14 protein-coding genes are annotated in these 15,857 nt (G+C 58.2%); 11 read left to right on the forward strand and 3 right to left on the reverse strand.

The genetic code is table 11. The features are described 5' to 3' along the window. Position 1 precedes the first annotated feature (1 nt). The 8 genes from CFT65_RS10105 (at position 2) to CFT65_RS10140 (ending at position 8,586) form a co-directional block, all read left to right on the forward strand. Complete coding sequence (locus CFT65_RS10105) at positions 2 to 1,945, forward strand: hypothetical protein (RefSeq protein ID WP_228705814.1); 1,944 nt, start codon at positions 2 to 4, stop codon at positions 1,943 to 1,945. Further along, a complete protein-coding gene (locus CFT65_RS10110; protein ID WP_088828210.1) occupies positions 1,938 to 4,823 on the forward strand; it encodes a tetratricopeptide repeat protein in 2,886 nt (961 codons plus the stop codon). The genes CFT65_RS10105 and CFT65_RS10110 overlap by 8 nt, the downstream gene beginning before the upstream one ends. Then, positions 4,810 to 5,379 (forward strand): tetratricopeptide repeat protein, encoded by a 570-nt coding sequence (locus tag CFT65_RS10115; RefSeq protein ID WP_088827891.1) that lies wholly within the window; start codon positions 4,810 to 4,812, stop codon positions 5,377 to 5,379. The genes CFT65_RS10110 and CFT65_RS10115 overlap by 14 nt, the downstream gene beginning before the upstream one ends. Before the next feature lie 15 nt (positions 5,380 to 5,394). Continuing rightward, positions 5,395 to 5,700 (forward strand): hypothetical protein, encoded by a 306-nt coding sequence (locus CFT65_RS10120; protein ID WP_088827892.1) that lies wholly within the window; start codon positions 5,395 to 5,397, stop codon positions 5,698 to 5,700. 139 nt (positions 5,701 to 5,839) lie between these two features. After that, positions 5,840 to 6,547, forward strand: coding sequence for a MotA/TolQ/ExbB proton channel family protein (locus CFT65_RS10125; protein WP_014577476.1), 708 nt, complete (start codon positions 5,840 to 5,842; stop codon positions 6,545 to 6,547). Between the two features lie 25 nt (positions 6,548 to 6,572). Further along, entirely contained in the window at positions 6,573 to 7,085 is a 513-nt protein-coding gene (locus CFT65_RS10130) for an ExbD/TolR family protein (RefSeq protein WP_088827893.1), read from the forward strand. Continuing rightward, on the forward strand, positions 7,082 to 7,582 hold the full coding sequence (locus tag CFT65_RS10135) for an ExbD/TolR family protein (protein WP_088827894.1): 501 nt from the start codon (positions 7,082 to 7,084) through the stop codon (positions 7,580 to 7,582). The genes CFT65_RS10130 and CFT65_RS10135 overlap by 4 nt, the downstream gene beginning before the upstream one ends. A gap of 5 nt (positions 7,583 to 7,587) precedes the next feature. Beyond that, positions 7,588 to 8,586, forward strand: coding sequence for an AgmX/PglI C-terminal domain-containing protein (locus tag CFT65_RS10140; RefSeq protein WP_088827895.1), 999 nt, complete (start codon positions 7,588 to 7,590; stop codon positions 8,584 to 8,586). Positions 8,587 to 8,610: 24 nt separating this feature from the next. Here the strand turns inward: CFT65_RS10140 and CFT65_RS10145 are convergent, their stop codons facing one another. From CFT65_RS10145 to CFT65_RS10155, 3 genes are all read right to left on the reverse strand, one after another. Then, entirely contained in the window at positions 8,611 to 9,975 is a 1,365-nt protein-coding gene (locus CFT65_RS10145; RefSeq protein WP_088827896.1) for a sodium:solute symporter family transporter, read from the reverse strand. A 99-nt stretch (positions 9,976 to 10,074) separates the two neighbouring features. Then, a complete protein-coding gene (locus CFT65_RS10150; protein WP_088827897.1) occupies positions 10,075 to 11,877 on the reverse strand; it encodes a PHA/PHB synthase family protein in 1,803 nt (600 codons plus the stop codon). 9 nt (positions 11,878 to 11,886) lie between these two features. After that, positions 11,887 to 12,219: a phasin family protein gene (locus CFT65_RS10155; RefSeq protein WP_088827898.1), complete on the reverse strand. Its 333-nt coding sequence runs from the start codon at positions 12,217 to 12,219 to the stop codon at positions 11,887 to 11,889. Positions 12,220 to 12,362: 143 nt separating this feature from the next. On the opposite strand from CFT65_RS10155, the gene CFT65_RS10160 reads away from it, so the two are divergent. From CFT65_RS10160 to CFT65_RS10170, 3 genes are read left to right on the forward strand one after another with little or no spacing between them, the layout of a single operon-like run. After that, the gene (locus CFT65_RS10160; RefSeq protein ID WP_088827899.1) at positions 12,363 to 12,683 is read left to right on the forward strand and encodes a TraR/DksA family transcriptional regulator; all 321 of its coding nucleotides are present in this window, start codon (positions 12,363 to 12,365) and stop codon (positions 12,681 to 12,683) included. Between the two features lie 8 nt (positions 12,684 to 12,691). Beyond that, positions 12,692 to 13,423 (forward strand): ABC transporter ATP-binding protein, encoded by a 732-nt coding sequence (locus CFT65_RS10165; RefSeq protein ID WP_088827900.1) that lies wholly within the window; start codon positions 12,692 to 12,694, stop codon positions 13,421 to 13,423. A 21-nt stretch (positions 13,424 to 13,444) separates the two neighbouring features. Beyond that, the gene (locus CFT65_RS10170) at positions 13,445 to 15,826 is read left to right on the forward strand and encodes an ABC transporter permease (RefSeq protein ID WP_088827901.1); all 2,382 of its coding nucleotides are present in this window, start codon (positions 13,445 to 13,447) and stop codon (positions 15,824 to 15,826) included. Positions 15,827 to 15,857: the final 31 nt, after the last annotated feature.

The following is a 15,857-nucleotide window of genomic DNA, read 5'->3' on the forward strand; positions in this document are numbered from 1 at the left end:
CGTGGGATTGAAAGCAAGCCAGCCGTCAGGTCGACGCCCGTTCGTTTACGCGGGTGCCCTACTGTGGCTGATGATGGCCCCGGTCCATGCCGACGAGGCGCAACCCGAGCGGGCGAAGGACCTTCGTTATGGTTGGGCGCTGTACGAATACCATCAGGGTAACGCCTTCGAGGCTCTGACCCAGCTGGCCGTGGCGCGCGAACGGGGCGGCATCGAAGGACACGGAGATCACCCGGCTCTCGTCGAGGGCGGGCTCATGCTGTCCTGGGGGATGACCCGAGAGGCGAGCAGGTTGTTCAGGCAGCTACTCGGGGCTGATGGCGCCGGCAGCAATCTGTCGCCCGATGTGCGTAACCAGGCCTGGTTCTATCTCGGCAAGGTGTTCTACCTTGAGGGGAATCAGGCGCTCGCAAGCGAGAACCTCGATCGTGTCGATGGCGAGATACTGGCCGAGGCCGACCACGATCTGTTCCGCGAATGGATTTATCTACGCTCCCGGCTGGCCATGATGTCTGCCCGCCCTGATGATGAACCCGATCTGGCCTCGCTTCGGGAGCAACTGGATGACACGGACATCTGGTCCCTTTACCTCCGGTACAATTCCGCGGTCTCCGCTCTCGATGCGGGAGCCGGAGCCGCCGCCGAAGAGGAACTGAAAAAGCTCATCGCCATCCTCGACGAGTCCATTGACTCCGTCGAGCCAGATGCCGAACGGGAGGGCCTGCGCGGCCGCGCTCGCCTCTCGCTTGCGGGCCTGTATCTGCGTGACAACCAGTTTGAGGCAGCTCTGGAGGTCCTGGGAGCCATGCCCCTGACTGGCGTTTTCGCCGATCAGGCTCTCTTTGACTACGCCGTTGCCGCGGCGGGCCAGGGCAGGCCGGAGAGGGCTCTCGACGCCCTTGATACTCTCGCGAACCGTGAACTGTTTTTGCCCTGGCGCCAGCAGGTTCCCTTTGCCCGGGCCTATGTTCTTGAGCAGATGAACGCTCCGCAGCGAGCATTGCCCGCGTTTAAACAGGCAGCCGACCATTACGAGGCCCGTATCAGGGAGCTCGGAAATATCCGGGATCGGCTCGATGAAGAAAATCTGATGGCCCAGCTCGAGTTCAGCCGCGATAGCGACGGGATTCTTACAGATTCCTATGGCCGGCTGCGCGTGCAGCCCCTCGAATCTGGTATGGCGGAAGTGCTGGCTTCGGAAACGTTCCAGCAGGCTCTTGCCGAATTGAACGAACTCTACCGAATGCAGTCCTTCATCGCCGAGCGGCAGTCCAGGTTCCAATCGTTCCGGATCATGCTGGAGACCCGTGAGCAGCAACGGCAGATTCGTATTGCCCAGACCCGTCGGGCACTCGAAACCCAACAGGCAGACCAGTGGGAGCAGTTGCACGAGGACTTCACGGACAGAATTTCCTCGGCACTGGCAGACGAAGATGCGGGATTCTTCATGACCTCGCAACAAAAGGCGCTCAGCGACAAGCTTGATGAGGTTGAGAAAACTCTGGCGAATTTGCCCAACGACGCGACGACCGCCAGGCAGCGTGCGACTTATCGGCGGATGCGTGCCTACTTCGACTGGTGGATTGCGGATGACTATGGGACCAATCGCTGGGCTGCGCAAAAACAGCTAAGGCAACTGGATCGCGAGATGGAGCGCTTTCAGACCCAGCGGCAACGGGTTGAAACCCGGATGGCCGACGATGCCCGCCATGCCGAACTGGCTCGGCGAATCGCTGCCAGCGAACGGGAGCTCGCGACCCTTGGAACAGAGGTGTCCGAGGCATTAGGCCGTGCCCGGCAAACCCTCCTGACTCAGGTCGACCGTATGCTGGCAGCCCAGCAACAGGAGCTTAATGGATACCTGCTGGCCTCGCGCCACGCCCAGGCGAGGCTGGCGGACCAGTTGTTCCGCGCATCGCAAAATGCAGGTGCCGGTGATGAATAATCGGATGGCCGGCAGGACTGTTAAAGGCCTTCTCATGGTTACGGCCCTTGTCATGGCGAGTGGCTGCCAGATGTTGCAGTCGATGATGCCTGCTGGTGGCGAAGAAATGCCGCGAGTCCGTGAAGGCACTCTGGCTGCGCTTCCGGCGATCGAAACGCGGCAGGAAAGTGCAGATGCAGGGGCCGGCAGCGGCCCCCCAGAAGATGTTTCCATTGAAACGGTGATGGACAGTTACAAGGCGCTTTTGCCACTCGTAGAGGATCCCCGGAAGCAGGTTACCATCAGGCATCGGTTGGCCGATCTGGAATTCCAGCGTGCGGAGCGGAAAATGGCGGATTCCGCTGTCGATGAACTCTCCGGAGCCATTGATGCCTACCAGCGTCTTCTGTCGGAATATCCAGAGCGCGAGGGCAATGACCAGATCTATTATCAGCTTGCCAGAGCCTGGGAGCTCCGAGGCGCGACGCCGCAGCAGCTTGATGCCCTGAATACTCTGGTCCGCCGCTACCCGGATTCAGAATACTGGGTTGAGGCCCAATTCCGCCGCGGCGATCTGTTGTTTATCGATGGCCGATACCGGGAAGCGAAGCAGGCCTTCGACGAGGTTACCCTCGCCAGTCAGGAGCACATGGCCGATGCCTCGTTCCTGGTGAACGCGCATTACATGAAAGGCTGGAGTCTGTTCAAGCAGGCGCAATACCAGGAGGCGCTCTTCAGTTACGTAGAAGTGCTTGATCTGGTGATGCCTGAGGGCAAGCCGGTGGCAGACGTCGATCAGCGGAGCCAGACGCTGATCGAAGATCTGTTCAGGGTAGTAGGGCTGTCCCTGTCGTACCTTGACGGAGCGGAAACCCTCCAGGCGCTTTTCCGCCAAACGGGTGGTCGCCCATACGAAATCCTGGTCTACGACCGCTATAGCGAGCTCTTGCTCGAGAGAGAGCAATATAGTGATGCCATCGATGTCTTCGAGGCCTACATAGAAGACCATCCGGCGAGTCCCTGGGCGCCGCGTTACCACATCCGGATCATCGATACCCTTGAGCTGGCCGGTTTCACCCGTACGATCCCTGAACGAAAGGCCGGCTTTGTCAGCCTTTACGGAATTTACAGCGATTACTGGCAGTCAGCGGGTTCCGATGCGATTGGTTTTATCGAGCAACAACTGGAACAACTGTTGCCGGAACTGGCGGACCGCCAGTATTTGCTGGCAGGGGAGGCGACGGATGATCAGCAGGCGGACGATCATTACCGCAAAGCCGCCAGTTATTACGCCGAATTTGCGACTACCTTCCCGGACCATCCCCGCACACCGGAGCGTCTGTTCCTTCTGGGTGAGACGTATCTGGAGCTGGAAGACTGGCCGGCAGCAATCGCAGCCTTCGAACGCGTGGCCTATGACTATCCGGAAGACACGGTAGCCGATCGGGCAGCTGAAGCCGGGTATGCCTCGGTGCTGGCATTCCGGGAGTACTCGCAAACCTGGGAGAGTGAGCCAGTATCGGAGCGGATGGTCTATCAGGAGCTGCAACAACTGAACCGGCTGCGGTTTGCAAATGCATTCCCCGGCGACGCCCGGGCACCTGCGGTGTATTACATTGCGCTGCAGCGTGAATTTGACCTGAACAACTGGGAAGAGACTGTCAATATGGCGGCCCGACTTGTTACCTGGCAGCCCACGCCTCCGGCTGAATTGACGACGGAAGCTTTGCTGTTATCCGGGCACAGCCTCTCCGAACTGGCCCGATACGCCGAGGCGGAACAGGCTTACCGTGACGCCTTGGCAACAATGGCCGAAGACGATGAACGCAGAAGCGGCGTTCGTGAAAATCTGGCCGCCGCGGTCTATCGACAGGCGGAGCAGTTGGCTGATGCCGGAAATGTGGAGGCTGCGGTCAGCGAATTCCTGCGAGTCGGGACGGCTGTTCCAGAATCCGCTCTGCGGGCAAACGCCGAATACGATGCTGCCTCACTCCTTATCACTGCCAATCTTTGGGACCAGGCTATCGGTGTGCTGACCAGTTTCAGGCGGTCTTTCCCGGACCACGAGCTGATCGACACAGTCCCTGCAAAACTGGCGTTGGCCTACCGTGAAACGGAGCAGTGGGAGCGAGCCGCCGACGAACTCCAGCAAATGGTATCCCTCGCTAAAACGCCGGAAGAGCGAAGGGAGAACCTGTTGATTGCAGCAGAGCTGTACGATCAGGCCGGTAACCGGGAAAAGGCGATTGATACCTGGCGAAATTACGCCAACAGCCACCCGGAGCCGACGGACGTCTACATGGAAGCAGCCAATCGGCTGGCTGAGCTCTATCAGGAAGACGGGGATGCCGAAAGCAGGGATTACTGGTTGCGAAAGCAGATGGAAACGGTGGACCGGGACCTGGACGCCGCGGACGATCGCATGCGTTACCTTGCGGCGTCAGCCTCTGCAATCCTCGCCCGCGATGCCCTTGCCCGGTATGACAGCATCAGGCTGACTCTGCCACTCAATCAAAGCATGACAGCGAAGACTGATGCACTTGAAAGAGCGGTCAACGCTTACAAGAAGACGGCCAGCTATGGCCTTTCATCATTTGCAACCGAGGCCGGTTACCAGATCGCCCACATCTATGCACGCCTCGGTGCCGATCTCATGGACTCGGAGCGGCCCACCGGATTGAGCGAGCTTGAACTGGCGCAGTACGAGCTTCTCCTGGAAGAGCAGGCCTACCCGTTTGAGGACAACGCCATCGATATCCACGAGCAGAATATCCGGCGGGCCCGGGAGGGCATTTTCGATGAATGGGTCAAGCGCAGCTACGAGTCCTTGAAAGCCCTGTTGCCCGGACGTTATCGGAAAGAAGAAGTTACCCAAGGGGTTGTCTATGAGCTCGATTAAGGCCTGCGGACTCTTTCTTTTCGTGATGTTTTCGCTTTCGGGGTGTGTGACGGCTCCGACGCCCCCGGAGTCTGCGGTAGAAGTTGAACAGGCTGCACTGGAAGCGTCATTCGCCAAGGCAGTGAGTGCGATGGAGGAGGGAAATCTTGCCGAAGCAAAAACCCGATTCGAGCAACTGGCGAGCGACTATCCCGCAAAAGCCGGCCCCATGGCCAACCGTGGCATTATTGCTTTCAAGGAAGGGGATACCGAGACCGCGAAAAGTTGGTTTGAACGCGCGCTGGCGGTGAGTCCTGAACATGTCCAGGCGTTGAATCATCTGGGAGTGATTGCCCGGAGCGCTGGAGAATTCGATGAAGCAGAACGATATTATCGCGCCGCCCTATCTGCTGATCCGAATTACGCGCCTACGATTCTTAATCTGGCCTTCCTGCTTGATATCTACCTGGGTAAACCTGCCGAGGCGGTTGCCCTTTATGAGCGTTATCAATCGGCGGCCAGCGAGCCGCACCCCAGACTGGAAGACTGGATCTTCGATGCGAAAAACAGAATCTGATGTGGAATATTTGATATGAAACGTCCTGCACTGATCGCTCTTGCAGTCTCCGCCCTGATGCCCACGGCGCCCACGCTTTACGCCCAGGACTCGCCCGGCGTTGTGACTATTGAAGGCACACGAATCCGTGGTGATCAGGAAGTGCCCACAGTGATGTATCTGGTGCCTTGGCAGCCACCGGAAGTAGACGAGTTGCGTGCCCCGGACGAGCGCCTGATGGTTGATCAGGGCCTCACGCCCCTGGAGCGCTACGAGTTCCAGCGATTTATCAAGTACCACGAGGCGTTCATCAGGCAGACCCAGGCATCAACTGGGGAATAGAGTGTGGTGCGCGTCACATTCTGAGTGTGTCCCTGCGCAAGATTAAACAAACCCTCACACAGACTTTCGCGAACTTACCCTCCAAGGGGAGGGGCGCGCATAGACTGATCTGAAAACCGGACCATGGAGTGCCCAGAAAATGATCGATACCGCCGTTCGCTTCTTCCAGGAAGGTGGCTTTTTTATGTTTCCGATTGCTGTTGTGCTGATCGTCGGACTCATTGTTGCCATTGAACGTTACGTTTACCTTTCCGCCCAGAAACTGACCAACCGTCGGGACTTCAACCGCCTGCATCAGATGATCGCCAAGCGTGACCTGAAAGGCGCCCTGAACTACACCCAGGAATCCGGCAGTGCCATGTCGACCATGATCGGCTTCGGCCTCCAGCGCCTGGCCCGCCGCCAGGGTCGTGAAGAGATCGAATACGCGATGGAAGAGGGGTTGCTGGATGTGATGCCGCGGTTGGAAAAGCGCACCCAGTATCTGGCAACGCTGGCCAACATTGCCACGCTGCTTGGTCTGCTGGGTACCATTATCGGGTTGATTGCAGCGTTTACGGCGGTAGCTGCAGCGGATCCGGCCCAGAAGGCGAGCCTCCTGTCCCAGAGTATCTCGGTTGCCATGAACACCACCGCCTTCGGCCTTATGTCTGCTATTCCAATGCTGCTGATCCACTCACTGCTGCAGACCAAGACCAATGAGATCGTCGACAGCTTCGAGATGGCGGGCATCAAGGTGCTGAACCTGCTCAGCGATGGTTCCGGCAGTAAGACCGCCGCTCAACCACAGGGTCAGAATGCCGCTGCGCCGGCACAGGTAGCGACTCCGGCCGGTAGCCCGGCCTGATAACCAGTCAGAAGGATGTCAGGCCATGAGACGGAAGCATCGTCGCCTACAAAGTGAGGCCGATCTCGACATCACGCCCTTCATGAACCTCATGATTGTGCTGGTGCCGGTACTGCTGCTGAATATGGTGTTCGCCCACACCAGCGTTCTGGAACTCAACTTCCCGACCGGTGAGAGCCTGTCGGCCGAGCAGGCGGAAGAGCTGCAGATCCAGGTGGTGATCTATGAGGATCGCCTGGTCGTTGCGGATAACCAGGGCGGCGTTATCAAGAACATCCCCCAGCGCGAGGGCGAGTATGATTTCGTTCTGCTTAAGGATGTCATGAAGGAAATCAAGAGCCGTGTGCCAGACAAGAAGGATGTGATTATTATGCCGTCCCAGCAGACGTCCTATCAGTCTCTGGTCTCGGTAATGGACACGGTGCGCTCATACGAGGCGGTGGTGGCTGGTAGTTTGGTGGAAGCGGAGCTGTTCCCCGAGATCTCTCTCGGCGATGCGCCCGCCCAGCCTTCGGGATCCGCGGAGGTGAGTTCATGAAAGAATCTGCCAAGGCCCGCCGCCAGAAACGCCATTACCGGCGCAATAAAAGCCAGGGAAAGATGAACCTGGTCTCGTTGATGGATATCTTCACGATCCTTGTGTTCTTCCTGATGGTGAACTCCTCCTCCGACGTACAGGTATTGAACCAGAACAGCACCATCAAACTGCCGGATTCCACCGCTCAGCAACCTCCTGGTGATGTCTTGGCCCTGACCGTTACGGACCGGGATATCCTGGTAAACGGTCGGCTGGTGGTGAAACGCGACGCGTTCCAGACGTTTGACGGACAGGTGGAGCCTTCCCTGAAGCAGGAACTGGACTATCAGGCCAGTCGCTCGTCGTCACCTGCGCCGGATTCGGGGCGACCCATTACCATTCTTGCAGACCGCGAACTGCCCTACGAGCTGCTGAAAAAAATCATGTCCACCTGTGTGGACGCCGGTTACGCCAGTATTTCCCTGGCGGTTAATCAGCGTGCGGAACAGGGAGCCTGACCACGATGGATTATAGGTACGGATTGCCCTGGAATCAGGAGCGTGGTGAACGTAAGCGGTTGTTGGTCGCCGCTGTCTTTGTGATGCCATTATTCCTCGCATTTGCAGGTTATGTCAGCTGGGTAGAGCTGCCAGAACGTGACAGGCAGGAACAGGAAGCTCTGCCGCCTCAGCTGGCCAAGCTGATCATCGAGAAAAAGGAGCCCCCAAAACCGGTGTTGCCCGAGCCGGAGCCCGAACCGCCGAAGCCTGAGGAAAAGCCGGTGGAACAGGCCAAACCTGAGCCCAAGCCGGAGCCGGTTCCTGAACCGGTGATGCCGGAACCCGAGCCGGAGCCTCAGGTGGCCGAAAAACCTGAGCCCAAGCCAGAACCCAAGCCTGAAGAGGTCGCCAAGGCGCGGGAGAAGGCAAAGAATACCGGTATTCTGGCAATGGGGAACGAACTGAAGAAACTCAGTTCGCTTGCGGAGTCGGTCAAGCTGGATGGCCCGGTTGCCAATACAGCGGAACCTATTGCCCGCAAAACCGGTGATACTCTGGCCTCCCGCGCGACCGCTAGCGCGAAGAGCAGTGGGGTGAACGAGGAAGCGCTCAATCGGGAGGCCGGTCAGGTCGCCCTGGCCGAGCGCCAGCGCGCGGAAGTCGCCGAAGCAGAGAGAGTTGCTGCGGTCAAAGAGGCGGCACGCAAGGAACAGCAGGAAACTGCGGCCAGAACCCGGAGCAAGGAAGAGTTGCGCCGGACCATGGATGCCAACAAATCCGCGATCTATAGCATTTACAACCGGGAGCTTCGGCGCAAACCGTCGCTGCAGGGAAGTATTACCCCGGAGTTGGTTATTGAGCCGAACGGTGCAGTATCGAGTTGTTCGGTGGTGGAATCTACACTCAATGAGCCAGCACTGGAGAGCAAGATCTGCAATCGTCTGAGGTTGGTGGATTTCGGGGCCCGACCGGGCGTTGATCAAACCAAGATCCGTTATCCGATCGAATTGCTGTCCAGCTAGGGCGCTGGACAGCAAGGATGCCGCTTAGCGTTTCCGGGTTGTGGTCGCGATCACGACACTGACCAGTCCGGAGCCTACCAGGGCACCAACGAAAGGCATCAGGGTGGGAATGCTGCCGGGGAAGCTGGCAGCTTCCAATCCGGCCATCAAGCTGCCACCGGAAATCCACCCGGGCAGAATCGCCCCGAAAAGCCCTGCCAGACAGCCCAGAATCGCCGCCCGCGTGGTCATTTTGCCCCAGAGCCCCATCAGTACAGGCAGCACTGCCGTGGCACAAAGAAGGTCGGCGATCAGGAAAAGCCGCAATACCGAAATTCCCTGCAGAGCCACCAGAACCACAGGAATCATCAGCAGCACGGTAAACCATCGGGCACTGACAATGGACAACCCCTGTTTCTCAGTGACTGCCAGGGAGGCCAGGGCATTCTGAAGGGTATCCACGGAGGAGGCCACCAGGGTGATTGCCAGAATCAGGGCCGGCAAGGCCAGCCAGGCTGGGGCATCAGCAAGCAGTGCAAAGAACGGGATCGGCGGGCTGCCAAGGTCGGCGCCACTCATGGCCGCCAGCATTCCAAGCCCGCCAACCACGGCGACAACGGCGATGGTGACCACGCCGCCCAGCAGTGCTCCCCGGCTCAGGGCGTCGGTATCACGAGCCGACCACAACCGTTGCCAGTATCCCTGATGGAACAGGTTGGCGGCGGTTACGGCGATCACCAGAGTCAGCGCCACGCTCAGGGCCGCAGAGGTTGGTATGTCGGGCAAGGCTGCGGGAGCGGCCTCCGGAAGTTTGCCAAGCGCGACGAAACTGACAATCGCCAGCAGGCCGATTAGCAACAGTGCCTGCCACTGATCAGTAACGATGCTGGCCCGGAGGCCACCGACAGCCGTGTATACGAGTGTGGTAACCGCAACGCCAATGACCACAATGCCGCCGTCAATACCGGAAAGCAGCGAGGTGATGGCACCGATAGCGGTGAGCTCCGCGGTGAGAAAGCAAAGCATGTAGAGCACTGAGATCATCGAGACGTAGCGTCGAACGCCATTGCCATAACAGGCGTTGGCAAACTCGCCGATGCTGCGCCCCTCGGGTAAAAAGCGGCGGATAGCCGGGCCACAGAAGGCGAACACGATAAACGGCAGCGCGGCACCCAGGGCGTAGCCTGCAAGTGCCAGAGGACCGACCAGCGCGCCCACCTCTGGCGGCGCAAACAGAATCCAGCCGCCCATTCCGGAGGCGAGGAAAGAAAGCCCCAATGCCCTGGCGCCCTGACTGTTCCTTGCCGTTACATAGTCATCCAGACCGCCGTCCGCGAGACGGGCTCTTAGTCCGAGCCAGGCAAACAGGATCATGGCGACCGCAATCGCCGCGAGGGTGGTGTAAAACATCGGGAGCTTCTCCGCCAGTCATCAAGCGGGCCATAGTGCCACAACGGCGGATGCGGGGCGAGAAGCGGTGGCCCACAGGATTGCGGGCCACCCAAAGGTCTACTGTTTAACTGCTTCTGCAGCTTTGACTTTGACGTAGCTACCCGGTGCGTTCTCGATCGCAGGCAATTTCCCTTCGCCCGGGATACGAGCCGGTACTTCACCGTCCGAGAAGCGCGCAATCCACTCAAGCCAGTGGGGCCACCAGGATCCTGGATGGTGTTCGGATTGCTCGAACCAGGTGTCTGCATCCGGCACCAGGGTGTCATTGGTCCAGTAACCGTACTTTTCCTTGTAGGGCGGGTTGATTACGCCTGCAATGTGGCCTGAGCCGGAAAGCACAAAGTGGACATCACCACCGTGGGCCAAGGCTCCTTTGTAGGTGGTTTTCCATTTGGCGATGTGGTCCTGTCGGGCGGACAGGAAAAAAGAGGGTACGTCGATTTCGGACAGATTGATGGACTCACCCAGCAGGCTCAGGGAGTCTGGCTTTACCAGGCGGTTATTCAGGTACATTTGACGCAGATAGTAACTGTGCATCCGTGCCGGCAGATTGGTGCCATCGGTGTTCCAGTACAGCAGGTCAAATGCTGCCGGTTTCTGGCCTTTCAGGTAGTTATTGGTCCAGAACGACCAGAACAGTTCGTTTTCCCGCAGCAGGTTGAACGTGAACGCCATGGCGCGACCGTCCAGGTAGCCTTTGCGCTCCAGCATTCTCTCAATCCCCCGGATCGAGTGATCGTTGATGAATACCCCGATTCCGCCAGGGTCCGAGAAATCCAGCAGAGTAGTCAGATACGTTGCGCTGGTCACCGGATTGCGGCCTTTTTTCTTGAGCCAGGCCAGTGTTGAGCCCAGCAGAGTGCCGCCGATGCAGTAACCGATCACGTTCATCTGTTCTTCGCCGGTGGCCTCGGTAACAGCGTCCATGGCAGCCAGTGGCCCGAGCTCCATGTAGTCTTCCCAGCCCTTGTCCCGGAGGGAGGGACCTGGATTGCGCCAGGAAATAATGAAAACGGTCTGTCCCTGGTTCACCAGCCATTGGATAAAGGAGTTCTTGGCGGTCAGATCCAGAATGTAATACTTGTTGATCCAGGGCGGAACAATCAGCAAGGGGCGTTTGCTGACGGTTTCTGTGGTTGGAGAGTACTGTATCAACTGCATCAGTTCGTTCTGGTACACCACCTTGCCCGGAGTGGTCGCCAGGTTACGTCCCACCTCGAAGGCGGAGCGATCGGTCATGCCAACATTGAACAGGGACGGATTCTGGCGCAGGTCTTCGATCAACTGTCGACCACCGTCCACCAGGTTCATTCCCTTCCGTTCCCAGGTGATCCGGAGCACTTCCGGGTTCGTGGCCGGAAAATTCGAGGGTGACAGTGCGCTGGTCAGGTGCCGGGCGTAGAACAGCATCTGGTCCCGTCCTGCCGGGGGAATTCCTTCCATGCCGGCTGCCCAGTTCAGAAAGGCCCGTGAGTTGATCAGATAGGCCTGGTGGAGAACATCAAAAGTCAGATGCTTGTGCCAGTCCTCGGCCTGGAAACGCCGGTCGTCGGGCTCTGGTTCGGCAACGGGCATCTTATCCTTGCCCACGAGCCGGGCGAGGGTGTAATACCCCAGAGCGGCATGCTTGCGGGCCAGGTCCAGCTCTGCGCCTGCAAACCGGAGCGGGTGCAGCAGCAGGTCTTCTGCCATTGTCCGATAGGCATCAGACATTTCCGTTATCGTGGAGAGGGTTGCCGCATCCAGGACCCCATTATCTCCCAGCACTTTCTCCAGTTGGTGCTGTCCCTGGCGGACGTTGGTTTCGAAACCGTTGACGAGCTGACCAACTGCTTTCCCGAGCGTATCCAGACCGAACATGACTATCCCTTATTTGGCGGCTTTCGGGCCGGGCTTGGCTGACACTTCGGATGCCTTCTCGAACACCTTCTGAATCTGCTCCCGGCTTTCGTTGAGGTAGTCCTGCCAGGCTTTCCAGTCTGCGGTGAGCTGCTCGCTCAGTGATTTCAGGGTTTCCGCCTGGTCTCCGGTCAGGCTTTTCAGCCCCTCCAGATCGCGGACTTCAGACACTTTTTTAGCCTGCTCCATGGTGACATCGGCATAACGGCGGAAGGCGTTTATCTGTAATTCCACAGCCTTGCCAAACTGCTCGAACAGGGTTTCGTTCAGGCGGGTCGCTTTTTCGAAAAACTCGGTGTTCATAGACACAACTCCTTTGCATACAGGTTTGATATGGTTCCATTTTGCCCCATCCAGCATGACGCAATTTTGACAAGCATCAATCCGGGGTTCAGCTTATGCTTTACTGTAGGAACATGTTTTCCCGGCAAGGCAGGAGGCGCCACATGACTGACCGGAAATCCGAACTTGAAACACTGAGGGCAGACCTGACGGCCAGGCTTTCCCGATATGAAGCTCACCAACACCGTGAGGGTGGTGCGCTGGACAAGGATTTCGAAGAGCAGGCTACCCAGACCCAGAATGACGAGGTGGTCGACTCGCTTGAAACGGAAACCCGCTCCGAACTTGCTCAGATCGAACACGCCCTCGCACGTATTGACAACGGTATCGGTGAGCAATGCGAATCCTGTGGTGAGGCCATCGATCCCCGCCGCTTGCAGGTGCTGCCTTACACCACGGTTTGCGTGGATTGTGCCCAAGACTGACTGAAACCATGGAGCCAGGAAAGCAAGCCAGGACCGGCTCAGCAGTATTCCAGACCCGGGGCCTCACCAAAACCTATGACCAGGGTGAGGTTCAGGTTCATGCATTGCGTGGGGTCGATCTGGACCTGTATGGCGGTGAACTGGTCGTCATGCTGGGCGCTTCCGGCTCTGGCAAATCCACCCTTCTGAACATCCTTGGTGGGCTGGATGTGCCATCGTCCGGTGAGGTCCGGTATCGCGATATTGATCTGAGTGCAGCCGGAGACCGCGAACTGACGCGCTACCGTCGTGAGCATGTTGGTTTCGTGTTCCAGTTCTACAATCTCATCCCCAGTCTCACCGCTCGGGAAAATGTCGCGGCCGTCACCGAGATAGCGATAAATCCGATGGCACCCGAAGAGGCGCTGGAATTGGTTGGACTGACGAGCCGCATTGACCATTTTCCGGCCCAGCTTTCCGGTGGTGAACAGCAGCGCGTTGCCATTGCGCGGGCGATTGCCAAGCGTCCGGATGTGCTCCTTTGCGACGAGCCAACCGGCGCCCTCGACTCGGCCACTGGTATACTGGTGCTCCAGGCCCTGGACAAGGCCAACCGGGAGACAGGCACTACCACCGTCATCATTACCCACAATGCTTCCATCGCGGGCATGGCGGATCGCGTGATCACGCTCTCGGACGGCAACATCAGCGGTGAGCGCCTTAATGAGCGGCGCCAGGATCCCCGCACATTGTCCTGGTGACGGCAATAAAGAGTAACAGCAATGTTCCCGAAGGGATTGAACACGGTTCTGAACGTAAAGTTGCGGCGGGAACTCTGGCAGATGCGCGGTCAGGTACTGGCCATCGCACTGGTTATTGCCGGAGGCGTGGGCGTGTGTGTGATGTCCCTTGTGAACTATTCATCGCTGTTGGCAACCAGAGCACAGTATTACGACCAACACCAGTTTGCCGAAGTGTTTGCTCCGGTTAAACGGACCCCACGTCATACTCTCAAGGAAATAGGTTCCCTTCCTGCCATCGCAAGGTACGAGGGGAGAGTCGAGGGAGCTGCAAAACTTGAGATGCCGGGGTTCCCGGATCCCGTGTCGGCCCGATTGGTGTCTATTCCTCCGGAGGGTCAGCCCGAGGTCAATCGCTTGTTTATCCGTCAGGGACGACTTCCGGGAACCGGTCGCAGTCAGGAAGTCGCGGTCATCGGAAGCTTTGCCGAAGCACATGAGTTGGCACCGGGTGATCAGTTCCAGGCAATTATCAACGGCCGTCGACAGGAGCTGACCGTAACCGGCATTGTTGAGTCACCGGAGTTCATATACGTTATCCCCCCTGGCGGCATGCTACCTGACTATCGGCGTTATGGTGTGCTGTGGATGAACAGGGAGGCTCTGGAATCCGCCATGGACATGAGGGGCGCATTCAACAGCCTGGTAGTAACGCTGAGACCGGGTCATTCCGTAGCCTCCGTGGTCGATACCCTGGATCGGCTGCTGGCCCGTTATGGGGCGACGGGAGCTTTTGGCCGGGATGATCAGTTTTCTCATCGCTTTCTGAGTGACGAGCTGAACCAGTTGAAAACCATGGCGACGGTTTTCCCCCTCATTTTCATGAGTGTAGCCATGTTTCTGCTGAATGTGGTGATCGGCCGTCTGATCAGCACTCAACGGGATATCGTCGCTGTACTCAAGGCCTTTGGCTACAGCAACCGCCAAATCGCCTGGCATTACAGCAAACTGGTCATTGTGATTGCGGTTATCGGTTTGCTGGTGGGGATTGTCCTGGGGCTTTGGCTTGGGCGGTCGCTGGGGGAACTCTACATGGATTACTACAGATTTCCCGGGTTGTTGTTCCGTATCGATCCCCTCTGGGTAATGCTATTGGGGATGATGACCATAGCGGTCGCCTGGCTTGGTGCCTGGAGAGCCATCAGGCAGGCGGCCTCCCTGCCGCCAGCCGAAGCTATGAGGCCTGAAGGTCCCGCCAGATACCGGGTGACCGTCGTAGAAAAGCTGCTCTCGGGAATCCGTTTCTCCCAACCCTCCCGAATGATCGTGCGCCAGCTCTCCCGTCGACCGGTCCGGACACTGCTATCCATGAGTGGGGTTGCCATGGCTACGGCCATCGTAATGGTGGGTAACTTCCAGTTCGATTCAGTATCCCTGATGGTGCACACGCAGTTTGCGCGTGTGCAGCAACAGGATCTGGCCGCGACCTTTATTGATCCGGTAAATAGCGCGGCGCTGTTTGGCTTGCAGAGGCAGCCCGGGGTCCGATACGTCGAGGGTCGCCGCTCGGTACCCGCCCGTCTGGTTTCCGGGCATCGTGAGTGGCGAAGTGCGGTCACCGGAATACCGTCGGATGCGCGGCTGCAATTTGTTATCGACAGCAATCTGCAACCGGTTCCGTTGCCCAGGGAGGGGCTGCTGTTGACCGATTATCTGGCCGATGAATTGGGTGTCGGGCCAGGAGATGTTTTGCAGCTGGAGCTGCTCGAAGGTGACCGGCGAACGGTTATGGTTCCGGTCGCCGGTATCACCAGCGAGTTTCTCGGGGTAGGTGCCTATATGGGCCTCGATGCCCTGAACCGGGCACTGGGTGACGGGCCCCTGATCAATCAGGCCATGATAAACCTGGACCCTGACATGGCTTCTGACGTCTACAACAGTCTTCGCGAAACACCGGGGGTGCTTGGCTTGAGTATCCGTCAGGCCATGCTGGACAGTTTCTATGACACTCTGGCGCGGACCTTTCTGACGTTCACCTTTTTCAATAGCCTGATGGGCGGGATCATCGCCTTCGGCGTGGTCTACAACACCATTCGGATTTCCCTGGCTGAAAAAGGTCGGGAGTTGGCGAGCCTGAGGGTGCTGGGGTACACCCATAATGAAGTTGCGCATATATTGTTGGGAGAGGTTGCACTCCTGCTGGTATTTGGCATTCCGCTCGGTTGGCTGATTGGCCAGGGGCTGGCACTCATGATTGTTACCGCCATGCAAACGGAGCTGTACAGGGTGCCCCTGACCATAACCAGTCAGACCCTTGGAATGTCCGCATCGGTGGTAGTGATATCGGCGATCGCTTCCGGGGTGATTGCCTGGTGGCGCCTGAAAGCGCTGGATCTGGTAGCGGTGTTGAAAACACGGGAATAGGTGCGGAAGCAATCGGGGAGTGAACTGAGGT

This window comes from Marinobacter sp. es.048, assembly GCF_900188435.1.
Taxonomy (GTDB): Bacteria; Pseudomonadota; Gammaproteobacteria; order Pseudomonadales; family Oleiphilaceae; genus Marinobacter.